17 protein-coding genes are annotated in these 25429 nt (G+C 34.2%); 12 read left to right on the top strand and 5 right to left on the bottom strand.

From position 1 onward, the window contains the following. Positions 1-1092: 1092 nt before the first annotated feature. A complete protein-coding gene (locus J7604_RS18670) occupies positions 1093-4800 on the top strand; it encodes a DUF4157 domain-containing protein (RefSeq protein ID WP_293898972.1) in 3708 nt (1235 codons plus the stop codon). 454 nt (positions 4801-5254) lie between these two features. Here J7604_RS18670 and J7604_RS18665 read toward each other — a convergent pair whose 3' ends face one another. Next, the gene (locus tag J7604_RS18665) at positions 5255-7054 is read right to left on the bottom strand and encodes a T9SS type A sorting domain-containing protein (RefSeq protein WP_293898970.1); all 1800 of its coding nucleotides are present in this window, start codon (positions 7052-7054) and stop codon (positions 5255-5257) included. Between the two features lie 359 nt (positions 7055-7413). Between J7604_RS18665 and J7604_RS18660 the strand changes: the two genes are divergently transcribed. The 6 genes from J7604_RS18660 (at position 7414) to J7604_RS18635 (ending at position 12704) form a co-directional block, all read left to right on the top strand. Further along, complete coding sequence (locus tag J7604_RS18660; RefSeq protein WP_293898968.1) at positions 7414-8379, top strand: hypothetical protein; 966 nt, start codon at positions 7414-7416, stop codon at positions 8377-8379. Between the two features lie 536 nt (positions 8380-8915). Further along, entirely contained in the window at positions 8916-9623 is a 708-nt protein-coding gene (locus J7604_RS18655; protein WP_293898966.1) for a T9SS type A sorting domain-containing protein, read from the top strand. Between the two features lie 252 nt (positions 9624-9875). Beyond that, on the top strand, positions 9876-10334 hold the full coding sequence (locus tag J7604_RS18650) for a methyltransferase domain-containing protein (protein ID WP_293898964.1): 459 nt from the start codon (positions 9876-9878) through the stop codon (positions 10332-10334). A 52-nt stretch (positions 10335-10386) separates the two neighbouring features. Further along, positions 10387-10860, top strand: coding sequence for a hypothetical protein (locus tag J7604_RS18645; protein ID WP_293898962.1), 474 nt, complete (start codon positions 10387-10389; stop codon positions 10858-10860). Between the two features lie 86 nt (positions 10861-10946). Then, complete coding sequence (locus tag J7604_RS18640) at positions 10947-12029, top strand: DKNYY domain-containing protein (RefSeq protein ID WP_293898960.1); 1083 nt, start codon at positions 10947-10949, stop codon at positions 12027-12029. Between the two features lie 102 nt (positions 12030-12131). Beyond that, positions 12132-12704 carry a hypothetical protein gene (locus tag J7604_RS18635; RefSeq protein WP_293898958.1) on the top strand — a complete coding sequence of 191 codons (573 nt, stop codon included), beginning with the start codon at positions 12132-12134 and terminating at the stop codon, positions 12702-12704. 66 nt (positions 12705-12770) lie between these two features. On the opposite strand, the gene J7604_RS18630 is transcribed toward J7604_RS18635, so the two are convergent. From J7604_RS18630 to J7604_RS18620, 3 genes are all read right to left on the bottom strand, one after another. Then, the gene (locus J7604_RS18630; protein ID WP_293898956.1) at positions 12771-14168 is read right to left on the bottom strand and encodes an FAD-binding oxidoreductase; all 1398 of its coding nucleotides are present in this window, start codon (positions 14166-14168) and stop codon (positions 12771-12773) included. Positions 14169-14960: 792 nt separating this feature from the next. Then, on the bottom strand, positions 14961-15704 hold the full coding sequence (locus tag J7604_RS18625; protein ID WP_293898954.1) for a DUF4197 domain-containing protein: 744 nt from the start codon (positions 15702-15704) through the stop codon (positions 14961-14963). Between the two features lie 315 nt (positions 15705-16019). After that, positions 16020-17540 (bottom strand): alginate export family protein, encoded by a 1521-nt coding sequence (locus J7604_RS18620; RefSeq protein ID WP_293898952.1) that lies wholly within the window; start codon positions 17538-17540, stop codon positions 16020-16022. Positions 17541-18204: 664 nt separating this feature from the next. Between J7604_RS18620 and J7604_RS18615 the strand changes: the two genes are divergently transcribed. From J7604_RS18615 to J7604_RS18595, 5 genes are all read left to right on the top strand, one after another. After that, the gene (locus tag J7604_RS18615; RefSeq protein ID WP_293898951.1) at positions 18205-19392 is read left to right on the top strand and encodes a HAMP domain-containing sensor histidine kinase; all 1188 of its coding nucleotides are present in this window, start codon (positions 18205-18207) and stop codon (positions 19390-19392) included. Positions 19393-19544: 152 nt separating this feature from the next. Beyond that, entirely contained in the window at positions 19545-19985 is a 441-nt protein-coding gene (locus J7604_RS18610; RefSeq protein ID WP_293898949.1) for a hypothetical protein, read from the top strand. A 338-nt stretch (positions 19986-20323) separates the two neighbouring features. Further along, entirely contained in the window at positions 20324-20770 is a 447-nt protein-coding gene (locus J7604_RS18605) for a nuclear transport factor 2 family protein (RefSeq protein ID WP_293898947.1), read from the top strand. A gap of 227 nt (positions 20771-20997) precedes the next feature. Continuing rightward, a complete protein-coding gene (locus tag J7604_RS18600; protein WP_293898945.1) occupies positions 20998-22455 on the top strand; it encodes a T9SS type A sorting domain-containing protein in 1458 nt (485 codons plus the stop codon). Positions 22456-22588: 133 nt separating this feature from the next. Next, positions 22589-23416 (top strand): phosphodiester glycosidase family protein, encoded by an 828-nt coding sequence (locus J7604_RS18595; protein WP_293898943.1) that lies wholly within the window; start codon positions 22589-22591, stop codon positions 23414-23416. A 121-nt stretch (positions 23417-23537) separates the two neighbouring features. Here the strand turns inward: J7604_RS18595 and J7604_RS18590 are convergent, their stop codons facing one another. Beyond that, positions 23538-25172: a cellulase family glycosylhydrolase gene (locus tag J7604_RS18590; protein ID WP_293898941.1), complete on the bottom strand. Its 1635-nt coding sequence runs from the start codon at positions 25170-25172 to the stop codon at positions 23538-23540. Between the last annotated feature and the right edge of the window lie 257 nt (positions 25173-25429).

The following is a 25429-nucleotide window of genomic DNA, read 5'->3' as shown; positions in this document are numbered from 1 at the left end:
AAATCTATGTTTTTTTTCTTCGAATCATAAGACGAAGAGAAGGGTAGAATACTAAAATAAATCAGAAAAGATACGATGATAGCAATCAGTTATATAGCTGCTGATAATATAGTGAGAGATATTTTTAACAATTGGAGATAGTAAACATAGGAATAAATGATTTTTCTTTCGGGGGATATTGGGGCTTTAATGACATCTGTGTTATTAATAAGCTTGTTCTTTGTATTGCCTATTGTACTTTTGATTTCTATTTCAATAAATAAAACCAAGTTTTATATTAGTACAATTAAAAATAGAAGCTTTTTAGTTAAGCTATTATTTTACCTTGTCATACTTATTGTATTTTTATTGATATTATTAGCTGCTTGTAAGCTTATGCTATATGGTTTAGCAAGAAATTAAGATGTAAAAGATTTTTGTACTCCTGTTCATATACCTTGGACACAGGCCTGAAGGTGATCAGTAGAGATTATAGTAGAGGATGATAAAGGATGGAAGTTAGATTAATTAAATGAAGAAGTTTTGACTTAATCTGACTTGTTTGGAGGTTAAGATTAATTTTCGCACTATTAATTTAATCCCAAACTGTCAGATTAAGTCAAAACTTCTTCACATAATCTGTGATAATTGTGGGAATAGAACGAAGATATCCGCAACTCCGGGGGTAAGTGATATTTATCTTGGATTAGATAATCTCAATGAACAAGAGGCGAGAAAAAGAGTCCGTAAATTTCCAAATCTGACCTGTCCAAATTGCGGTAAAACTTATGATAGAAGGTATACAATTTGGCAAGTAAGTTAGTTGCTTAACGCTAAATAATCTCCTACTCCTTGCCTTACACGATGACAGGACATAAAACACGAGATATTATCTTTTACAAATCCTCAACTCAAGTATAAATCATCTTTATCTTATTTTTTATAAGCAGTTTGAAGATTTGATTAATTTATATAAACATTCTGATCAAGGAATAGCAATTTTTAAATAATTTGTTCTGGTGTTAAATATTTGTATATCTGAGTAAATCCTTATATTGAGAGTTATTAGTTTTCAAGATTCCTTGGCGACAATAAATAACTTCTCTCAACTATATGGCAACGGAAAATACACACTCCACTGTATCAAGCAAAAATAATCGCACTTCCCAGGTTTCTCATAATTCCTCAATTTATGGAAAAGCGGCCTTATCTGGTCTGGAGCATATGCAGAATAATGGATATGGTAATTCTGTGATGCAATCAATGTATAATTTTCATGGAAGCGTGCAGTTGAAGAAGGATGATAATGTTCAAAAGAAAGAAGGACAATCGTCGAAGGAAAATAAAACAAATATGCCCGACAATCTAAAATCGGGAATAGAGAATCTTTCTGGGTATTCAATGGACGATGTAAAAGTGCATCATAACTCTGATAAACCCTCCCAGTTAAATGCACATGCTTATGCACAAGGAACAGATATTCATTTAGGTCCAGGGCAGGAAAAACATTTGCCTCATGAAGCATGGCATGTAGTGCAACAGAAGCAAGGGCGTGTGCATTCAACAACTCAATTGAAATCAGACGTTATTGAGATTAATGATGATAAAGGACTGGAGAATGAGGCCGATCAAATGGGGAATAAAGCGCTCACATACGCGTCTGATGGAAAGAGTTCTGGCGAGAATTTCATACAGCGAAAAGACCTGAATCAAAGCAATACGACGAGCGGTATCGTTCAAAGAAGAGAATTAACAGGATCCGAAAGATTAGAATTAGAAAAACTCAAAACTACAGCTCGTGAAATTCAGGAAGATTATGAATCAACTAAAGAACAAATAAAGGAAATTGAAAGTTCCGTATTGTGTACAGGAACGGAACTGAAGATATTTCAAGAGAAAATAACTGACAATCTTTCGTATTATGATGACTATTTTGCAAAGCTAAAGGAAAAAGAAAAAGAGGCGCACTTATCCGATGAAAAATATAATAACTATAAGAAATGGTTAAATGGATATACAATTTCAGGAGGTAAGAACAAATTACTAAACCTGAAAAAGTACATGAAAGGTTTGCCTAAAGAAGACACTGAGAGAGTGGCAATTCCTTCTGTTTTTCGAATAGCTGATTATCGCATATTGATAGAGAAGTTATGTGGTCAGGTAGTTTTACACTGCTCTAAGATGTTCCCATTGCCCAAAATTATGGATGTGAAATCTGATCTGGAAAATCTTTTAAGGAAGATTGAAGTTCCTGATGCCATAAATTGGGATGAGTTACATGTTTTACATGGTAAGATTTCCACGAGCCTAAATAGTTATCCAAACTGGAAATCGGCAATAAAGGAGCAGTTCAAAGAATTGAAGTTGGTAGACTCTAAGTCCAAAGTATCCAGAAATCTGCTGGATGATGTAGGAACAGTTAATGTTGCATCCAGAAGTGATAAAAGTGAAGGCTATTATATGCGAAGTCAGGAGGTGCACAAAATGAACATTGGTAAAGGGGAAGTCAATTCGTTTACCGAAAGGACTCAACATTTTTTAGAGGAAAATGCTAAGGTATACAATGTCGGGGGAGCGAAGATGATGTCGGATAATGTTATGGTTCAAAAAGAATTAAGGAGAGGTAGAAAGAAGACCAGCTCTTCGGAATTCGAAGGTTTGAGGGATGACATACTTAAGCATAAGCTCAAGTATGTGAAGTATATAGTTGAAAATTTTGGTTCCTGTACAAATTTGAAAGTGCCACAGGCCCAATTAGACGCAGAGTATCCTTGCGTTGTAGTTTTATTTGAAGACAAGTTAATGGAAACTGTAGCTCAATCCAAGGATAATATTCCTGAATTCATGACGCATCTGATTGCAGGGCATATTAATGCTTCCTTGGTTAGAGCAAGTGCTCGTCCATTGTTTGAGCGAAGACAGAGCTTTGGTTTCATGACTCCAACAATTACAGATGTCCATAGTGGGGTTCGTCTTTCATTGGGTGTCACACCTTCGGATCACTGGTGCAATGCGGTAATCCAGGGAATTAAAAATGCGGATGCAGATATGAGTTCGTATACAGGATATAAAAGTATCCCTGGAAACTCAACTGACACCGATCCGGCAGAAGTGGTCATGAATAAATTTAACCAAGGGTCTGTGTTAGGTGCAGGACATAAATTGATAACAGAAAAATTGCTTTCTGAAGATGGCAAAAGTTCAATTAATAAAAGCGAGCTCAACGAAATATTTGGAAACAAAAAGGGTGAGGATGTTGTGTCTAAAATACATCAATTGCCGAAGCATCAATTTGATCATCAAGAGGTAAATCCGGAATCGATTGAGCTGTATAAACGTTTACAGGCCTTCTATGAGTCGTATCTTAAAATTTCGGGGAATGAGGTAGAGCATGAAGAGGTTGATTGGAAAACCAAAGACCCGGGAGAGAAACTTCAAAGCCTTATGGATAAAAGTGTACGTTCTACTTATGATGATAGTAAGAATGTTGTAGGTATGGACGAGTCCAGCGATGAAGAAGATCGAGACCCTAGTAGGGTGCCTTCGGGAATGAGTGCATTGTTTCTTCCTGTTGCAGCTTATTCTACAACCCACGACGATAAATCAATCGTTTACGATACTGCTCCATTTAGCTATTTTGAGATTGATGGTTCATGGAAACGTACATTCAAATTGGATTACATAGAACGCTTAGGTGTTAGGTATCCATTAGTTTCTCCCGCTTTTAGAGATAAAGCCATGAAAAACTTTGATCAGGTAAAAGAGGAGGAAATTCGTACCCAATTAGAACCTTTGCATGACCAAATAAGGAGGTTGAAAAATAGTGAAGAGGAAGAAGTTCAAGAGCTTCAGGGAGAATTTCAGAAATTTATCAATGCACTTAATGAAGAAAAGCAAAGGCGGAAAGAAGCCGAATCAGAGCTTGATTTACAAGGTGAAATGATGCGGAGACGTAATATTCAGGCTGACCTGGTTGAAGCTGAATGTGACAAGGTGCGGAAAAAGTACGATCTGGAAGTATTAGAGGTAGAAAAGGAAATGAAGGAACGAGATGAATTTTTAAGAAATTTATACAATGACGAAGGAATTAAATTGGAGAAAGTGTTGAGTGATATTAAAGATGTGATGGATAGGTATATGATATGTAGGGAGGCAAACGAAAAAGGGGAGACTTTGGATCCACCTAATGCATTGGATTTGGCGGTTTCGGATTTGAAGGAGATACTTGCAGAACTTGAACTGAACAATCATGAAGGGGATCCTGCAAGATTTGTGGCCAGATCCATATTGGAGGCCTTTAAATCTATCGGGTTCGAGGCGATGGATAAAGGAGTAAGGGCAAAACTCGAGGCCAATGTAGAGGTTGCTTTTGTTGATGTTAATCCTTGTATGACGTCAGAAGATCAATTTGACTCTGGTGAAAACCTATATCATCAAACGATGAAGAAGTATGATGAACTTAGGATGATTGTTGTTGATATTACCTCTAGTACGGAAGCTCAGGTCAAGGAATTGGTTGCTCTATTTCAAGATCAGACAGTTGATCGGGACCAAAAAAATATTGTACCATTTTTATGTCTGGCCAAAAGTGGTACTAAGCACGATCAACTTGGTCTGGACATTAGCACAATGGGACGTTGTCAATATATAATGCATAATAGTTTTAAGGGTGATAAAAAGATGGAAATGGAATTTGCCAATCTTAAATCAGCTAGTCGTTCTTTGTCGAGAAATACAGAACCTTTATTGGTTAAAAAAATGAGAAGAGATTTGCGTAAAGCAGCTAAGGAAAGTGAAGGTAAACGGCAAAATGAACTTTAGCCTTGAAGCGTATTCATCGTAATCCCTCTTTTTAAGATTGAAGAATATGAAATTTATGAAATTAATATAATCACCCAAATCAAATTTTTTTCTCAGGACGGAGAATATCAGATTTTTAGTCAAATGATTAAAAGGAGTATAACCAAGTCTGAATAAATAAAAGATAGTAAGCTGATAATGGACTATATGATCAAGAAATTAAAGGAACTAGATAAAATGGAATTAATTAACAGAAATGCTAAAGAACATAATATTCTGATAAATGAATAAAAAAAAATGATTGGAATTTCAGAGCTTGCAGATATGAATGGCATTGATTCATGTTCTAGTCACTATGGCGGCTGAAGAAGTTAAAATTTTTATAATTCAATAACAAAAAAGATCTGAATACTCATATTCAGATCTTTTTTGTAAGGTAGATCAATTATTATATTGATCAGTTATGATTTACCCGTTATTCGACAATAACTTTCACTATCTGAGAAATACCATTTTGTGTTGCGTGTACCACATACAAACCTTTATTTAAAACGGTAATAGGCGTCTCAGCTTTATATAATGTATTAGTAAATACTAATTGACCAACTGAATTATAGATTTTTACGTCATAAGAGCCAGAGCCAGATAATGCAAATGTTTCTGCTGAAGGATTCGGATAAGCCTTCAGGGAACTTCCTGAAACACTAGAAATCACTGATGTTGTAATACCGGGTTTTATCTCTTCTTTGTTACCATTTTCGTCAGAAGTAATATACACTGCGGAGCTTAAGCCATTACTATTTATAGTTGTACGTACAGCTGGAAGTGTGATAGTACAGCTTACATTGACAGATGGTGCAGCAGTTTCAGAAAAATATACAGTTAGCTGGTTCGTATTATTTCCTGAAATCATAGAACCTCCCCAAGCAAACCAAGCATAGGTGGCTCCGCTATAAACAGGTGCATTAAACGTATAATAGCCTTTACCGATGGCAGGTGCTGACTGCCAAATGATATCGAAATCTTTATTTTTTACATTTACCTTAAATAACGTGCTGTCATCGGAACAATCCTGATTTGTAGCGGTAATGTAGTAAGTACCTGGTGTTAAATTATTGTCGGATACTGGAACGGTCAATGCTTCATCTGAATAAAAGTCTAAGTTGGTACCACCGTGAACCGAAGTGAAATTGTCAATATATAATTTTTTAAATACATCTTTACTGAACATATCATTGAATCCATAATAATCGCCGTCGAGAGTGTAGTTTACAGCAGCACCATAATTGTTTTTGGTAAGGACTACATCCGAAGTACTTAATTTAGTAGGCACTTTTAAGGTCGGCATGTAGCTATAATTTGTGCACATACCTAATGCGACATTCGGTTGATAGGCAATTTGAAGGATAGGATATCGGCTTGTTTTATCTACCATTTGTGTCATGTCCATGGCTATGGGATCAAAGGTTTCACCTGGTCCCCCTAATAAACTTTTATTGATAAAGGTCATCTGTGACAGATCTGCTGAGGTAGCTAAATGATCATCCAGGTAAACGTAAGGTGTAATGTCCAATATATCCTCTCTGCAGACAGACGGCATATTTTTGATTTCCAGTTTAAGACAGGGAGATTCATCGACTATTACATAAATGCTGTCATAATAATAATCTGTAGGATTGCATACAGCAACCTGCACCCTGATTTTATATTTTCCTCTACCCACAATTGACCACATGGAGCCAATACCAATAGGAGCTTCTGTTCCTATAGATTGGTCCGTGAACAGAATGCGTTCGTTAAGACTGGTGAGATCTTTGCCGCTGCTGAAGAAGGTAAATTTTGCAAAGAAATCGGAAGTGAAGTTTATTGTAGCTCCTTTCTCAACTGTATATTTTAGGGTATCCACACTGAATATAGAAGTTGGTGGAGTGATCAAGTAAAGATATACTTGAATGCCTCCATGATGAGAGCTTGTTGCATTCATTTTTTTAACGAACACGCTTGAATAATCACTGTAATGAATACTTGTTAGCTCATCTGTTGTAATCACAGCCCCCTGTAGACGGAACATTTTGTACATGCTGACATCGTCATTCGGATCATTGAGATCGTGTATTCCTGCTATTTGTATAATATCTGCTAAAGTGATAACTGAATCAACGCAGGATGAAATTGCCGCCGGGTTGTCTGCAACAATATAGGTGTCTGTTGTTTGGGCGTTGATGCCGGCAGAAAGAGATAGGGCAGAAAGAATGGTTAGTAAAAGTTTTTTCATAGTTAAAGGGAACTGTGATTAAATCAATTTAAAGCCGACCGAAATATACGCATTTCAAAAAAGAAAAGTTTATATACTGGCAATTTTAGAGATTTGAAAAAGATAAACTCTGTGAATCATAGTGTGTTACTGTTTTGTTTTTTGTTTCCATAAGATGAAATCTTGGAGGAAAGCAAATCTACGCACTTGTATGTTCAATAGCATAGACTGCATAAAAACTTTTTTTGACTTTTGAATATAGAGTGGAAATAAATAATTTGGTATATATAAATGAAAAATAAAGCGCATGTGTTGTGATTAGTACAGTGTTTCTATTTTTATTGAAAGTTAATAATGGAATTTCTATAAAACTAATTTGTATGGAGTTTAGGGTTATTTTTTACATCATCTTATTGATCTTTTTTGAGAGCTGTGTATCAGAGAAGAATGAGGGAACATCGGAAATAAATATAAATCAATCAATAGATACTATTGTAGAGAAAGTTGAGTTAGCTGTCGTAGATACTATGATATCGGAAGGGAATTATAGTGATTCAGTAATTTCAATTAATGATTCTGTGTTTCATGAAGATTTAACCCTAACACACGCAACCAAAATTAGATACAATAATTTTAGTGTAATTTTTCATGGATTTGGTTCTTCTGCTATTCAAAATTCAAAAGGAGAAGATGTTCATATACCTTCTGGATATATAGAATCGGAATATAATATTGAAAGCGGGAATACAGAGTATAAAGAATCATTAATTTTGGAGATTGATACCGTATTTTTAAGCGAGGATCTGGACGAAAGAATCAATAACACTTTGATTCAAATTATTCCCAAGAATAAAAATGATAGATTCGTTATTTCTATGGGATACCTTACGAGTTTAAATGAAATTATAGACTATAGAAATCATTCTCGAGAAGGGGTTGATTATTTTTATAATAATTCTAAAGCAATCGGAGAAAAAACCAAGTTTATACTAATTAACGACTCTGCGAATTACTTTTTTAGAGCATTGCCACATACTGCAGATATGGAAGAGGTAATAGTAATAGATGGCAAAGTTGTTCCTGTTAAAAAGAGAAATACACAAAAGCAAATTCGTGATGAGAAAAGATTTTATCAGGATGAAATAAGAAGAATCAAAAGTAAATATAGATTGAAAGATACGCTTGTTGTAATTCCAAGAGAATACGATTTAGTAGCGACTTTAACAAAAAATAAAAAGTTGTTTGGCTATAATTTTGACTCTTTTCTTTTTCGGGTAGATAGATACCAAGGTAAAAATATTTTTGAGACTAAATACATCCTTGTTTGGATTTCTTATGGTTGTTAACATAATGTTAGTTAAACTAAAAAAAAGTGAAACTATCTACACCGTATGTCGCAGACTTGACAGCCATATGAGTCGGGAGTCAAAGCTTACTTTTAATTTAAGCATGTAGTGTAAAATAGACTAATATTTTGAAGGCTACTCAAGTCAAGGGTTCACATGTTTTACCATTTGAAAAAATATCACTCAGAAGGGAACGATAATAACTTATGCCGAAACAACTAATTTACTATGTAGCTCTGAATAATTCTATTCAATCTTGTTCGTATCTTTCACTGCCCAATGGCAGCCAGCTGCCTTAAAAAAAGCAACAGGTGGGTATATTTTTCTTTTAGATATACCAATGTTCCATTTTCTATCCATATTCAAATTGAACAATAGACTTTTTTATTATTTCACCATAGCTATAGTGTAAAGTTGTTTAGTTAACATCACAATCAGATATGGTATGGATCAATTTAAGAACATTCTCATGCGGTCAACGTTTAAATCTGGCAGAGTTCTATTATTGTTTTAATTGGATTATAAACCAGTTTGTTATGAGAAATCTACTACGTCCATTTAATCTATTTTTAGCAATGCTACTATTGTTTTCTATTATTAGTAAGACATATGCTTGCACTGGAAAAGATATTGTTTTTACTAATATCACCATTACTTCAATTGTAGATGGTACTTATTACTATTCTTATGATATTAAGAATATAGGTACAGAGGACATTGTTCTTGGTCAGGTAGTGATCCAAAACTATGTTTCAACCGATAACCAGGTAGGAAGTGACGCGCCTGCGGGAGGAGCATTCGCAAGTTTTCAAAGTACTGACATTCTTTCTCCGGGAGAAACGTATAATGGGACCTTTGAAGCCAGCCCATTTCCTCAAAATCCTCAAAGTAGCTATCCATATCTTCTCCCTCAAGTTTATCTTAACTCTGATGATGAATGTGATAAAAGCAATAATTACTTTGCTGAATTTATTCAGGTATCTACTGCTATTGCAAAGCCATCTCAGATTGCTAAAGCAACATTGAACTGGGATATGGAAAATCGAATTTTTACAGTTAGGGACTGGTCAGGAAATAAATCAAAACTTCATTATTCTCTTTATTCTGCATCGGGAGTGTTAATACTTAACGGTAGTACCCAAAAGAACGAATCTACCCCAATTAAAAGTCTGAACAATGGTGTATACATTCTGCATCTTTCAGATGGTGAAAATGTATATTCTACGCAAATAACATACTATTAAAGGCTTCGGCAGACGGAAACTGTAATTAATTAGCCAGCAATTAGCTGGCTTTTTTTTATACTAATTAGTAAAAGCTAGATGAAAAGTCTTTTAACAATTTGAACATAAGTTATAAATGGATAAATTGGTTTGTATTTAAGTAAAGAGAAAGTATAACAGGATCTGGAATGATGAAGAGTAATTACTATATCTTTTCTAATCTTTTATTCTTTAAAAGAAAGAGAATATAATTGAACTTGAAATACAAGTCAAATGCATAACAAATTATCGAAACGACTTTTGGATATTGTAAATGCTCTTCCATTAAAGAATGGCATGCGAGTTCTGGAAATTGGTTGTGGGCCTGGGGCAATGGCAAGAGAAATATCTGGATTAATCGGTGAAGGGCACATTCTTGCTATTGACCGCTTAGCCAAAGCCATTCAGCAAGCTATTGCTAATTCTGAGGCTGAAATTGAAGCAGGCAGACTTTCATTCAAACATGTTGCTATAGAGTATTTTGAATTAGAACCAAAAGAGAAACCATACGATATTGCTATTGCAGTCAGAGTTGGAGCTTTAGATGGTAGACATCCTGAAATTGAAAAGCATTCATTCCTCAGGATCGCTAAAGCATTAACCGGGAAAGGAAAATTATTTATTGACGGTGGAAATCCGCTAAAGGAAATTTCACTTAATGAATATAGAAAGTATACTTCTGATCAAATTTAGTTAATAACATTAGAAGAAGTTAATTGGCTGAAGCAAACCTTAGTTTTTAAGTATGTTTTTTATAAGGAAAAAGAAATTAGTTAAACGTATAACAGTTTATGTATCTGATAAATATCAGCAAATAATTATTGCACCTCGAAATGTAAATAAGGCTGGGATTATTTATGAACAAGAAAGCTGTGAAGTGTTTGATAAAGGAATTACTGATAAGGCATTAGGGGAAGGAGTAATTAATAATCTGAATAAATTTTCTTTTAAAGAGCAAAGTCTCCAAGAATCAAAATTGACCGATTGGCCAGCATTTAAACACGGTAAATCGAAATCTGTGAAAGCATTTGAGCAGGAATATATCAACATCTCAATAAATGGTTGTAATGAGCATAATATGATAATTGATATTGAAGGCTTACCCTATAGAGATAGCCAATTGACTATCAAGTCGACCATTTCCTTTTATGCTGACAAAGGTGAAATTGGTAAGAGGATAATGAAAGTGTATGAAGCTTGTATATCAGGGAAGATATAAAATTTCGAAAATCATTGATAAGGGCTTAAAGGCTCATTCTCATTTGATCAGTTTTATTGCTAATTAAGTTTAAAATCTAAATATCTGTGTCTACAATAATAAATATCCTTGTCACCATAATTATGGTCCCATGGCCGGTTATTATTATGATGTCTCCTATGATGATTGCTTCAACTGGGTTTAGAGATAACAGATCATCATTGTTATTTGCAACATTTTTGATGGGGTATCCGGTTATTGTATTTACCTTTCTTAAGGTTATAGACTATGGCTTTTGGGGAATGAGCGTAAACTGGTGGCTTATATTAGTTTCAGGCATTTCAGGTGGAATTATCTTCTTGTATGGTATTCCAAGAATGCTTCTTAATCTAAGATGGGGAATACAGAATAATAGTTATTTTAAGAATGATTCTGCAGTATTTTTTGATGGATATAAAATATCCGGAGCTGATCCTGTTTCATTTTCTATCTTAACAACCGGTTCATTTTATGCAAAAGATAGTAAACATGTTTTTTACTTAGGAAAAATTGTAAAAGGAGCAGATCCATTGACATTCGCACCAGTGAAATGGATCGATGCTGATTTTTCTGATAATTCAATACCTGTCTACTGGAAAGATAAAGCGAATGTATATTTCAATGCAAAAAAGATTGAAGGATGTGATGCTGGAACTTTCCAGAATTTACGGGGAATCTATGGAAAGGACAGAAACTACGTTTATTATGGTAATAATACATTGCCCAAAGCGAATCCTGAAAAATTTAGATTCTTAAATGATGGAATAACAACGGATGAGACTTACTTATTTATCTTTGATAAACTTGTTAATACTCCTATTGATTTATCGACTTTTACTGTAGTAGAGAATGGAGACCATGTATTTTGCAAAGATAAAAATCATATCTATCTTCTTTTGTATGGGCAGCAGGATTCACTTGTAAAGGTAGATGGCGCTGATGCAGATACGTTCACTCTCCTTGATAGATATTATGCTAAAGATAAACACAATGTGTATTATTACGGCTATAATAAAAATAATAAGAGAACTTTGATATTTTTAACTGATGCTGACCCAGACAAATTCTCGGTTGGATATGATGCTTCAAAAAACTCGGAAGCAACAGATGGTTTGAATTACTATATGACAGGCAAATCAGTAAGAGTTTAAAACAAATTTCCGAGCCATTTATAGATATTTTCTAAGACATTCATCGTTCTTTTTTGTTCGTATTAAGGATAGTAGGTATATTTACTATAAACCATTTTTAATATGAAAAAAAATATATTAATCTGTTCCTTGATTTTTTTAATAAGTGCGTGCAACATAAAAGAGCAGTCAGAAATTCAGAAAGAAGTACTAGCTTCAGATGAGATAATTTCAATAAGTGCGGATTCTCTGCTTAGTAACTTTTACAAAGATAGTACTGCCGCTACTGAAATGTATATGGATAAAGTTCTTTCCATACATGGTACTGTGGGTATTTTTGAACAATTAGATACTATAAAATTTAATAGAAAAGATTCACTTCCATATGTAGTAAATTGGCTTCTTAACCGAATTGAAAGTGATATTAATACAAGTAATGTCATATTTAAGTCTGGAGCATCTTTCAAGAATAAAAAGCCGGGGTATTCTCTAAGTGCGACATTTCCGAAAGAATATAGAAGAGAATTAGCAGGGATTAAGGAGGAATCAAATATAACAGTGAAAGGGAAACTAGAACATATAAGTGTAGTTTCTTCCACTCAGGCAGACAGCACAAAAAAGGCAATAGCTTATATTCTGTCTTTGCAAGGTTGTGTTCTTGATACTTTAAAACATTCTTTATTTCATAGGGACTAATAGAATATTAAAAGGACACGGAATTTCGAGTCCTTTTAATTTAAGTCTAATTCTATGCATACTGCTTTATGCCTTTACCTTTTGTACAGTTGGCACTATATTTTGATTGACTCTGAATAAATTTTCAGGATCGTATTTATTTTTTATCTCAACAAGTTTTTTATAGTTATCACCATAGGTTGCCTTTACACGTGCATCACCTTCATCCATCATAAAATTTACATAAGCCGCTCCTGCAGAATATGGGTGCAATGCATCCCAGTATTCTTTAGTCCATTTGGTGATTTTTTCCTTATTCGAAGGGTCGGGGTCTACACCTACAATTACCATAGACCAGTTTGCATCTCTGAACGTCCACGCCGTATCTTTTTTACCTACACGTGATGCTGCTCCATTTATCGGATATAAATGCATTGTGGAATGCAAAGTAGGAAGCTTTGCCGCAAACTTTTTATGAATTTCAATTGCTTCATCAGGTATATCTTTTATGAAATCTGCTCTCCAATACCATTGATAACCTGTAGGGTAAAGATCATCAAACATGGTTTGTAAAGCTGTAAAGGGCATAGGGCCTGTTAGGTCAAGAGCTGGTTTTCTGAAATTCCTTATAGGTTTGAATATTTCTTCTGCTTTTGCCAATGGACCTGTATAGTTCCAGACTATGCCGCACATTTTTTTCATATGAAGGTCTTCTGGAAACGGTGCTACAGGAGGGACAGTAATGAAATTAAAAAATCCATTTAATTCATCAGGCGACTGCAAAATAAATTCTCGATACCACTTCAGGACTTCAGCTGACTCACTGAGGTCCCATAATATTGGTCCTCCGAAAACAACATTAACAGGATTTAATTTAAATTTAAATGCTGTAACTACGCCAAAATTACCACCACCACCTCTTATTGCCCAGAACAAATCCTGGTTTTGCTTTTCATCTGCTGTTATAAAACTTCCATCTGCCTTTACAAGATCTATTGATAATAAATTATCAATAGTAAGTCCATAATGACGGGTAAGATGTCCCATACCACCTCCAAGTGTGAGGCCACCTACGCCTGTTGTCGAAATAATCCCTGAGGGGCAGGCAAGTCCGAAAATATGAGTAGCGTGGTCAACGTCTCCCCATGTACATCCTGCTCCTACAATTACCGTTTTGGCTGCAGGATCGACCTTGGTATATTTCAGAAGAGATAGGTCAATAACTAACCCATCATCGCATATCCCTAGTCCTCCTGCGTTATGTCCACCACTTCTCACGGCAAGAAGTATATTATTTTCCCTTGCAAAATTTACACACTGGATAACATCAGCTACGTCTGCACACATTACAATCATTGCAGGTTTTTTGCTGATCATTCCGTTGTAGACTTTACGTGCATTCTCATAATCAACATCACCTGGTAAAATCAGCTTTCCTCTTAATCCAGACTGAAAATCTAATACCAAAGATTTATCTATATTCATTTTTTAGATAGTTAAATTGAACAGAGAAGAATATTTGTCATAAAGGCTTTATTATCATTTAATTACTTTCTCTAATTAAGAAACATGGCTATAAGTAATTTGTTCTGGCAATATGAGAGAGCCATATATGCTCACTTTTTTAAGGGTTTTTGAAACTAATATACTTTGACTTTAAACAAATGAGCTTTAAACAGGATGTGGTAAATTTATTTTAGGAAATGAGCTTGTAAAGTTTTTTGATATATATCATTGAACCCGATAAATTATTGACGATATACTCTGATTCATTAGTGAAGAAAATTTTTAGAACTCTTAATATGAGTAAAAGCTATACAGTTTTCACCTAAATTTTCCGACAAGAGTAACTATCTCGATTATTTTATTTATTTATATGTAGATTATGGCTTATATGAAATATTGATAATTCTTTACAACGTAATTTCATATAAGGCGTCTCCAAAATTGCTAAGTTCGTAAATGGGAAAATTTTATAGTTGATTTCCCTTCTATAAGTAGAAAGGATACTGTCAATAATAAAATTAAAATTTCACAAAATGATTATTCATGCAGTTTAATCACCTTTAAAAAATATGATGTGTTTATCCTGTCGAAGTAAATGGAGATTGACTAAAGTTTACTTATGATTATTGTGAGAACAATATCTGGAGAAAAAGAGAAGGATATATAAGGAGGTAAATTGTGAAGTCTTGTGTAAATCTCCTGGAAATTGATTTTAGCAAATAAAAAAATACCTGAAGATGATCCTCAGGTATTGTTTTAGAAAGGGAAGTTTTACTTAGTGAATACTTTCTTTAGAATGTCCGTCACTCGAGCCACAGGATCTGTTCTGATTGCTTTTTCTTCGTCTGCAACCTTAATAAATAATCCCGTTAGGGCCTTTCCTGTAACATAGTCGCTTAAAGAAGGATTAATAATGGTATATTTCGTTCCTCCCGGAATTTGATTGTAAAGTTTGGCCGCAGTGTTGTATTTATCTACAATTTGTTCATAAGTAGAGGCAGCTGAAACACTTCCTACAAGAGGTTTATTTAAAGAGTTATCGATTTTAGGAGCAAACAGGCCTTTTAAATCTGAATAAGTATTTGAGCGCAAATATGATGTGGCAGAAGTATCGCTTCCATTCAATATGCTTAAACCATCTGTGATTGTCATATTGGTAATGGCATTAACAAAAATAGGTTTAGCTTCTGAAGCTGCATCTTCAGCGGATCTGTTAATCTTTAAGACCAATTGGTCGATCAAAGGCTGAGTGACTGCAGAGATGCCCAGCGCATTAAGATTATTCTGTATCATTAGAATTTCAGGAGGAAGTAGTATTTTAACTGCCTGATCTTTGAAATATCCGTCTGTTTTATTGAGCATGGTCACAGAGGTGTCTGTTCCTACTCTTAAGGCTTCTTTTAAGCCCTGAACGACCTCGTCCTGAGATAGAGAAGGATCTATTCCAAGGTCTTCACAAGATGTCATAAAGATACTTCCTGCGACTAAGAAAAGTAGACTTAATTTTTTTATCATATCGTTTAAGGTTGGTATTAGTTCAGACTAAAAAAGCTCTTTTAGTCTTTGATTCAATGTTATACGACTTTTTACAAAGTAGGTGAATACAAATATAAGTTATTTTGGGAAATACGATGAATTTATAAAATTGAAAGATGCACTGGATAGTGTATTGGTAATTAGTGTTTTAAGGTGTACGGGAGTGGTTTGCGTTATGGATAGGTTTGTACTAAATATTAGTGTGTGAGCGAAAATGTTAAAAAAATATTATTCGTCATCAAAGGAATTAAAATAAATTGATGACGAATATAGATATTGTCTCAAGTAGGAAAATCACCACTTTTTGAAGATATCAAAGAAGTTAACAGTGGTTTCTATGTAAAAGAAGTTTGATCCCAAGGTAGAATTGTCGTAAGCTACAAGTTGTCTGTTTTTAACAAAGGTTCCGTTAAAGTAATGTGAATACCCTACTGCAGTCTTGATAAATTTTAAGATTTCAAATCGTATACGTCCATCCGGGCCATGACCAAGGTATACTCCGCTTTTTCCGGTTTTATCCCTGTTAGGTGCTTCAGGGTTAGTAGGAACATTGAATAAATTGTTAAACCTGTCAGTTCGGCTGGCAAGCCAATAGAAGCTGTAAGAAACATCTACCTTTATTTTTTTTCCTGGTTCAAACTCAGCTCTTGCTTTAGGAGCTATAATGTTTTCCATAACAATATAGTCATCGGCGGACCATGGACGAGCAAATCCAAAGAAACGTTCAAACCTGTTATTTACATCATCATTTGGATTTCTATCCCCACTAGCATAGCCATAAAATAAACTGAATCGTGGCTTCCATCCATAAGGGAATTTGTATCCGATTTCAGCAGTGATTGCATAGGCTCTTTGCTTTTTACCGTTGTCTGTACCGAGTTGCTGATTGTATGAAACATCATAATTTATTTCCTTGGTTAGCCAGCCATATACTCTAGTACCAATATTATAGATACGACGATTACGTACCGTATCCTGAGAATTTGGCTTTTGTCTTAAATACAATAAATATGGCTCAATTGTAATGATTTTAGACCATTTTCTCCAGTGAAAAATGGCTACACCCAATTGACTTTTATGATCTGCCGTATCAAGTTCAGTCATAAGTCTGATCAAAGGTTTAACAGCAAGCAAATCAAGCTGCCAATCATTTTTATCCTGTCCTAAGGCTGCTCTAAAACCTGTAAACGTATTGGTCGTGTTACGCCATTGGTTTGAACCTATCAGTCTTCTATCCAAAAATTCAAAGTTCTGTCTTCCGAATCGCACATAAGCAGGTCTGTTGTTTCCGTATGGATCTTTGCCTAAAGCTTTTTTGAAATGTAATTCAGCATAAAGAGAGATGGGTTCTACCCGGTTAAAATCCCTGTTGTCTCTTGGAAATTTGCTGTGTACTCTGAATGCATCACTCATCTCTACTGCAAATCTAAATGGATCAATTACATTCTTTATTCCAACATATGCACGTGTTCTAAATAGAATGGGATAATCAGTTGCAAGAAATGGCCTTCTTATATCATCTTGGCGATACTCAAAGCGGGTTCTGTTATCCAGACCTACATCAAGCCAATTTATTTTTTCAACTCCCTTTATCCCTGTTTCATTGAATTGCCTGGTATATTCCGGAGGAGTTGGATCTCTTTTGGTTGCGTATGATCCTGCTTCAACATAGTAGGACTTCTTCGCCGTTGTATCCTTTTTTACTTGTGTTGAGTCTTGAGCCCTTGAAACGAAAGCCGATATCAATAATAATAAAAAAATAAACCCTTTGCCTGTAAATGATTTCAGTCTAATAGCACTCTTAAAAGTTGACATAATTTTATTTATTCTCTAATCGTCCCTTCATTGTTAATTTTCAAAAATATATAAATTCTATTAAATCAGAAGTTAAGATTTCTAAATTTTTGCTGATTCTCAAGAAACATGTTTCACAGGACTAAACCAGCCTAGTTTGGTAATGTTTGATAAGTTGATATAGTAGTTTACTGAGACTAGAGCTATAGACTTAAAGAGGGAATGTATGTATTCAGAATTTCGATTGGTATTTAACACACCTTACTTAAGGGTAGTATTAAGGTTGAAGTATAAAAATAAGTAAGATAAAGAATAAGCTAATGCAAAAGGGTAAGGGAATGACTATAATGGGTAGTCTCTTTAATCATAGAAAATTAATTATGTAACTTTTTTACCGGTTGAAAATTAATGAGGGAAAAACTTAAAACAGATTTACTTCTCATAGTCTTCATTGCTTATTTCGCTTAAAAACACCCCATTGAATAAGAAAAATGGAAGAGTTTTTTCTAGGGATTTTTACGGAGCAAATATTGATAAAATGTTCCAATGTAAGGGAAATTATATTTGTTCGTTTGTATAATTTATTGTTTTGTCCGGAATTTTAAGGTGTTGGTCTTTTGTTTTATTCCTAATTTTTACTTTCTTCAGATGATGATTTTGGTTTTTTCTAAAATGATTGGTAAAAATGACTGGGGAACAATTACAATTATTGGTAGATACAGTACAACAATTATCATTAGCACGAGATCTTAATTCAATCATGTCTGTTGTGCGAAAAACAGCGAGACAGCTAACAGGAGCAGACGGAGCTACTTTCATTTTAAGAGAACATGACTTGTGTTATTATGCAGATGAGGATGCTATAAGTCCATTGTGGAAAGGCCAGCGATTTCCCATGTCATCCTGTGTAAGCGGGTGGGTTATGATGCATCGACGACCACTGGTGATTGAAAATATTTATTCAGACAGTCGCATTCCTATTGAATTATATAAACCAACTTTTGTCAGAAGTCTTGTAATGGTTCCTATCAGAACAGTTAATCCCATAGGAGCCATAGGTAATTATTGGGCCGATCAATGTTCCCCCTCTTCGGATCAGATTCGTCTGTTGCAAGCTCTTGCTGATATTACTTCAGTATCAATTGAAAATTTTTATGCATTTGATGAGCTTGAAACATTTATCTATAAATTATCTCATGATATAAGGGGGCCAATTGCAAGGATTCTTGGATTGATGAACATTACGAATCTCGAAGATCCTGTTTCAGTTAAAGAGTTCTATGCCCATATAGGTCTGCAGGCCGAAAGCCTGGATGACATTTTAAAGTCATTGGTTGATACAATAAGCATACGTAAAGAGGAAAAGACAAATGCACCAGTAATATTCGAACAGATAGTTTGTGAGGCAATTAAATCGCTTGAAAATATTAATGGATATGAGAAAGTAACATTTGAACAGGATATTTCTGTTAAAAATAAGTTTCTAAGTAATAAGATATTACTTATCACACTGTTTCACAATCTTATAGATAATGCTATTAAATATCGAAGTGAGGGTGTCAAAACGCCGATTATTAAAATATTGGTATCAGAGGTTAATGATAAGGTTAAGATAATGATTTCGGATAACGGAATAGGTATTCCTGAAGATGTCCAGCAAAATGTATTCAAAATGTTTTTCAGAGGAACTGAAAAGTCTAATGGAAGTGGACTTGGTTTATACCTTGTAAGTCATATCATTAAACAACTAAATGGTGAGATATTTCTTGATAGTAAAGAACATATAGGAACAACTGTGACAGTTTATCTTCGAAATGAAAGTTCTAAAAAACAAGACCTGTTTAACAGGTCTGTTTCACAAGCAGGGATCTAAAATGGGATCACTTAACATTAATAACTCTATGATGATTTTAATTTTTTATCTTTTATATGTTGAAGAGGAATAACGAAACATTTTAATTATAGTGAATTAGTATGTTAGTCTTGTGTGTTGAAATCTAGATATACTAAAAATGAAATCATTTTATGACTTCCGATGAAATTTGGTCCAATTTGTATGATAAGGGAATCAATGAAGGAGTTGATTCTTTTTCTGTTCTGCAAAAGAATGTTTATTACTACATCGATTTTTTTTATTATGTGGAAATGGGAGACTTTCTTTACAATAAGAGTCCATGTTCTCCTGGGGAAAATCATTATAAACCTTATATAGATAGCTGGAAGTTTTTTGATTACAATAAATTGGCTGATTTGGTACAGGAGTATAATAACAAGTATTTATATGCATTTAAAGAACTAAAAGAGGATGAATCAATGCCGACAGATGAATTTAAAAAAAGGTTTGGATTGATTGATATCGGAAATAAAATTGAGTTAGAGATACAAGCGGTAATAAAGGATATTCAATCAATTTATAATTTCATAGACAGAAACAGAAACGAAATTACAAAGGGGATCAATTTGTAATAGGTAGTTGTGAAATTATCAGGAATATAACAGGATGTTATAAAGAAACAAAGGTCTCTTTTGGGTTTTAATAGACTTTTTTTATTTCGACTTCTGTTATGAACTAATGAATCCTTTATTGATCCAGGAATTTACGTATCAATATTAATAGAAGAATCTTTCAGTATTTACTTAACAATTTTTAGATTCTAAATTTAATTTTTTCGCAAAAGTTTATTTTGCGCTTGTTTCAAATGATTTCCCCTTGAGAAAATATTGAGGATCCCTTAAGTTTTTGAGGGATTTCAGGTGATCAACAATTCATATTTCTAAGTCGTTTTTTTATAAATAACCATTGTATGGAAAAGATAGAAATTGTGAAAAATTTATTTACAGCGATTGAAAAATGTGATTATACAAAGGCAAAGAGTTTTTTAGCGCCTGACTTTAAAATTTTGGGAGCTCCTCCACAACCCATGGGCAGTGATGAGTGGTTGGCTTTTCATAAACAACTTTCAACAGGAATTCCTGATTTTAAATTTAACATGACTGACATAACCGAAAGCGGAAATGTGGTTAATGGTACAGCAAAGGTTGGAGGTACTTTTACAAAAGAAATGCCTAGTTTTATAAAAGGGCAACCAGCCATTCAACCAACAAACAAGGTTATATCTAATCCTAAAGAGAATCTTACTATGACTTTTAAGGGAGATAAAATTGTTACAATAACTGTTGAAAAAGTTGCTGGCGGTGGAATACCAGGATTTCTGAAGCAAATAGGAGCTGAAGTTCCTTCCAAAGTCTGATTTTTTGAATATCCTGCAGATTAATATTCTGCAGGATATTTGTAATCAGAATAAAAAAATAATCAAAGATATTATTCATGTTAGACTTTAGATGTCTGTTATCTCTTTTTTATAAATTGGACCTTTAAAATTGGTTGTGATTTTAAGTCATAAAATTTTGAACTGACTTTAAGATAATTGCGTATGTTTGAGTATTATTTTTATTAAATACTTTTAAAATATATTTTATGCTTAAAAAAATACTTGTTTTTAGTAGCTTCCTTTTATCTACCCAATATTCTGTACAGGCTCAAATTAAAATTGATTCTACATTTGGTGTAAATGGAGCTTTTAAATCTGATTTATTCTCATCTGTTGTCAGCATTGATATTCAGGAAGACAATAAAATTGCTCTGGCTTGTTCATCAGTAAATGGTGATTCGTATTTTGTAGCTCGGGTTAAAGAGAGTGGTGTCATAGACAGTTCATTTAATAAAATCGGATATGTGAAGGGGACAGAGATTAGAACACCCCGAAAAGTAATAGCACTGCCGGGAAATAAAATACTTCTTATGGGAACAGGCTATGAAAGTATAACGGGAGGATTTACAACAAGGATAAAACTTATCTGCTTTAAAGAAAATGGAACATTAGATTCCACCTTTGGTATTAACGGAAGAGTATCTTTTACCGGGAAAACTGTGGAAGACGGATGGGATATGGCTGTAGGTAATGATGGTAAGATTGTCATAGCTGGATATACTAATAACGGTACAAACAAAAGAGATTATTTAGTAGTCAGATATACTTCAGATGGGAAGCTTGATGATACATTTAACCCTGAGACCCCCGGATATAAGATATTTACCTTGGGAGATCCTGCATCTTTTCAGGAATTATATAGTGTGGCAATTCAAAGCGATAATTCAATCGTGATAGGAGGTTCAAGCCCGGTTGGTAGCAGTACGTCTAACTTTGATGTTACTTGTTTGAGGCTCACTCCGATGGGAGCCCTGGATACTAAATTTAATGGGACCGGTTCTTATGTTGTCAATAAAGGGGGAGAAAACATCGATGTTGCGGAAGATATAGTAATTCAGGAAGACGGAAAATTGGTAGTCTTAGTAAATACTGGAGGATGGGCCTACAACTCATTGTTTCGCCTTACAACGGATGGAGCTATTGATAATTCATTTTCATACAAGGGACCGGATGGTATACGTTCGGTTGAATCCTTTGGTGATGGATTTGTCGTGAGGGGATATGATTTTATCTCAAAGGTATCAATGACAGGAACTTGGGATAAATCATTTGGAAAAGATGGCTATTTCTCATATCCTTCAGGGACTGCTCTTAGCGCAATGAAAACAAAAGGTGGTAATGTACTTTATACAGGAGGAAGTAAAAGTGGTAGTTCCGTTCTTTATGAAGCAAGTATCACCAGTGTTAATACTTCCATCGAAAATTCTTTATCTAAAACATCTTTTAACTTATACCCAAATCCATTTAATGACGAGTTGAAAATTCAGGTATCTACAGGACGTTTGACGCAAGTTATTATTTATGATGCCAATGGTATTGCTGTATACTCAACTACAAGTAATGGTGATGATATTACAGTTAAAGAACTGGATAAGCCAGGATTATATATGGTTAAGATAATTGATGGATCAGAAGTTACAGGATTGAAAGTTGTTAAGAGATAAGTTCGTTCTATTGATGATGTAATATACCGAAAAGACCTGTGGAGAGACAGGTCTTTTTTATTCATATTTAAAATATCACAACCTTTTAAATATGACTATGGCAATCCATACCAATGAAATTAAATTACTAAACATGAAATTTAGAATATTTATCCTGTCAACAATAACTTGTATCGCAGGAACTTCATTTCACAAAGACAACATCCAATGGAAGAAACTTGAAGAGGGGCTTTATTATTCTTCAGTAATTTTAACTGATAAATCAATAGTCGGAGATTCAAAGGTTGATATCTTAAAGATCGATCCTGACTATTTTCAGTTTAAATTAATTTGTGCAGGAGAGAAGAAATCTGAAAGCAAAAAGGCCAATGAGCTAAGCAAAGAAAATAATCTTATAGCAGTTATTAATGCAGGTATGTTTAAACTGGAAGATGATTTTAAAACTTGTACCGGTTATATGAAAAATTTTCAATATGTGAATAATCCCTCATTAAATCCTTCCTATAAAAATATTGTAGCATTTAATCCTAAAGACACATCAGTCCCTAAGGCACAAATTATAGACATGACCTGTCAGGATTGGAATAAGCTTAAGACGAAATACAATAGCTTTTCTCAAGGTATTCGCATGGTGAATTGTGAGACAAAAAATACATGGCAATTACAGGAAAAAAAATGGAGCATGGTTTTGATTGGTGAAGATAGGCTTGGAAATATGCTTTTCATTTTTGTAAGATCGCCATACAGGGTACATGATTTTGTTGACCATCTTCTTGCAATGTCTATTGAATTAAAACGGCTGATGTATCTCGAAGGTGGGCCTGAAGCATCATTTTATTTGAATCATCCATTATTGAGCATAGAGAAATGCGGAAGCTATGAAACAGGATTTAATGAAAATGATAATAATAAAGAATATTGGAATATCCCAAACATAATAGGAATACAAAGGCGGAAATAAGAAAATTAAATTGTTTATAATTTTATATCATAGCTTTCTTTAATCTGTATTATGATCGGAAAGGAATTTAATAGTATACAAGAGACCTCTAATATAGAGGCCCCTGTATGAATAAGTTTTTTTATTGTAAAATAATCTTTCCGGACCATTCTTCATTAGGGCCATATTTTACAATAACAAGCTTACTACTTCTGAATGATTGGAATGGCGTATAGAAAGAGCCATCATTGCTCATCAGATTTTTATTCAGTAGCAGGTCCCCGTTCAGATCGTATATGGATATAGGCAGTTGTTGCAAATATTCCGGTAAATTTCTGAAATATATGTTTTCCTTATCTGCCACTATGAAAGGGTATCTGGCCTCTTTGATCTCCTTGGTACCAAGAGTTTTGGCATTGAAGTATCTGTTCAATTCATCAAATAAAGATTGATTACCCACAATAGATACCTGTTTGAATGCCCCGTTTTCAATGAAATATTGATTTAGAACAGGATAAATCTGTGAGTTTATTGCAGCAGACATCGCTTGTTGATCAGAGTATTCTACTTCGTTGTCTTTAATTTTTTTAATGGTACTCATGTCATAATAATGCTGCCAAATACCAAAGGTCTGGGACATATTTACCCATGGGGTAATGAGGTCTTTGTATTGCCATATTGCTGTAGATATATGATCTTCTTCAAAACTGTCATGTATAATTTTCAGATAATCGATTCTTTTTTCATCTGAGCCGTTTAAAGTATGAAAATAATTAACTCCATATTCGGAAACATACAGCGGCCTGTTCTGTTTATATGCCCATTCTGCAGATGTTTTTACTGTATTTTGCAACTCCGTTCTGCTGAATGTGTCGAACGTTTTTCCTGTAGTGAATTCGTATGGGCTGTAGATATGCGCAACATAGACAAGATTGGATATATCAGCTGGCAAGGCAAGCCAGTTCCTTCCCCAAATTGTGCCTTGTTCTCCCTGATCCTCTACATAACTTCCCAAAACTTCATTCCAATATTGTTCTCCAGGATTAGCCTCTCTGCTGTTAAACTCTGGCACCATCACAATGTGTTGGGGATCTTTTGCTCTAATACTATCAATGACTTCAATATATGATTGAATTAGTTTTTGTTCGCTGGCGTCTGCCAATGCCGGTCTTTTGGGTTCGCTGATCAGTTCGTAGCCGGTTACGGCATCAAGATCTTTAAGCTCACCAGCCACATATTGCCAGATATCTCTCCAAAGTGAGAAAACGGAATCACTTTCAAAGACAGATTGAATACGCTCTCTAGGAGGCTTATTTCGTTCGTATGTCTCTATCTGGACATCAAGACCTGGGCAGAATTGCATGCAAACGATAGTATACTTACCTTTTTGTGCAAGTTGAGAAATATGATCTCGCATGAGTGATATATTAGATGCGCGCTTTGAATTTTGCGGATGAAAAAGGTCATGATTAAAGCAATAGCGGATCACATTTGCATCTAATTGGCTAATGCGATCTATGTCTTCGGAAGTAAACACAAATGGCTTCATTTCTTTTGGCCGGATCATTGGACTAACGCCAGCTTTCTCCAATGAATCTGAGACAGGCCATTCATAAAATCCCCATGAGTTATTTGAAACTCCTATTCCTTTCAGAATAATCTTTTCTCTATTAGAGGTTTTTACAAAGTAGGTGTTTTCAGTTGTTAACAATGGTAATTGAGCATAACAAAGATGCACCAACAGAAAAAAAAATGTGAATATTAGGTGGTTTTTCATAAATGATGTTTTTGATGTCTTGCAGGCAATGTCTTAGTTTTTAGAGGTATGCATTTTGCAAAAAGCAAAAACTAATTTACAAAAAGACATTAAGAGGAAATCCAAAAGGATTTTGAGGGTTTTCAGGAGAATTGAAGAAATAAATCTAGTCCTTTAAATCCTTCATTTTTGAAGTATTCAGTTAGCGAATGAATTATGCAACCATTATCTGTTCCTTGTGGGTAAAATTGTTGTTAAATAATTATTTTATCTGTCGG

Source organism: Sporocytophaga sp., from assembly GCF_017745095.1.
Lineage (GTDB): Bacteria > Bacteroidota > Bacteroidia > Cytophagales > Cytophagaceae > Sporocytophaga.
The sequence above is the reverse complement of the archived record's forward strand: the minus strand, read 5'-3'. Positions and strand labels throughout refer to the sequence as shown.

Coding starts and splice junctions, on each gene's coding strand:
- J7604_RS18670 (WP_293898972.1), top strand. CDS start 1,093: ATGGCAACGGAAAATACACACTCCACTGTATCAAGCAAAAATAATCGC.
- J7604_RS18665 (WP_293898970.1), bottom strand. CDS start 7,054: ATGAAAAAACTTTTACTAACCATTCTTTCTGCCCTATCTCTTTCTGCC.
- J7604_RS18660 (WP_293898968.1), top strand. CDS start 7,414: ATGGAGTTTAGGGTTATTTTTTACATCATCTTATTGATCTTTTTTGAG.
- J7604_RS18655 (WP_293898966.1), top strand. CDS start 8,916: ATGAGAAATCTACTACGTCCATTTAATCTATTTTTAGCAATGCTACTA.
- J7604_RS18650 (WP_293898964.1), top strand. CDS start 9,876: ATGCATAACAAATTATCGAAACGACTTTTGGATATTGTAAATGCTCTT.
- J7604_RS18645 (WP_293898962.1), top strand. CDS start 10,387: ATGTTTTTTATAAGGAAAAAGAAATTAGTTAAACGTATAACAGTTTAT.
- J7604_RS18635 (WP_293898958.1), top strand. CDS start 12,132: ATGAAAAAAAATATATTAATCTGTTCCTTGATTTTTTTAATAAGTGCG.
- J7604_RS18630 (WP_293898956.1), bottom strand. CDS start 14,168: ATGAATATAGATAAATCTTTGGTATTAGATTTTCAGTCTGGATTAAGA.
- J7604_RS18625 (WP_293898954.1), bottom strand. CDS start 15,704: ATGATAAAAAAATTAAGTCTACTTTTCTTAGTCGCAGGAAGTATCTTT.
- J7604_RS18620 (WP_293898952.1), bottom strand. CDS start 17,540: ATGTCAACTTTTAAGAGTGCTATTAGACTGAAATCATTTACAGGCAAA.
- J7604_RS18615 (WP_293898951.1), top strand. CDS start 18,205: ATGACTGGGGAACAATTACAATTATTGGTAGATACAGTACAACAATTA.
- J7604_RS18610 (WP_293898949.1), top strand. CDS start 19,545: ATGACTTCCGATGAAATTTGGTCCAATTTGTATGATAAGGGAATCAAT.
- J7604_RS18605 (WP_293898947.1), top strand. CDS start 20,324: ATGGAAAAGATAGAAATTGTGAAAAATTTATTTACAGCGATTGAAAAA.
- J7604_RS18600 (WP_293898945.1), top strand. CDS start 20,998: ATGCTTAAAAAAATACTTGTTTTTAGTAGCTTCCTTTTATCTACCCAA.
- J7604_RS18595 (WP_293898943.1), top strand. CDS start 22,589: ATGAAATTTAGAATATTTATCCTGTCAACAATAACTTGTATCGCAGGA.
- J7604_RS18590 (WP_293898941.1), bottom strand. CDS start 25,172: ATGAAAAACCACCTAATATTCACATTTTTTTTTCTGTTGGTGCATCTT.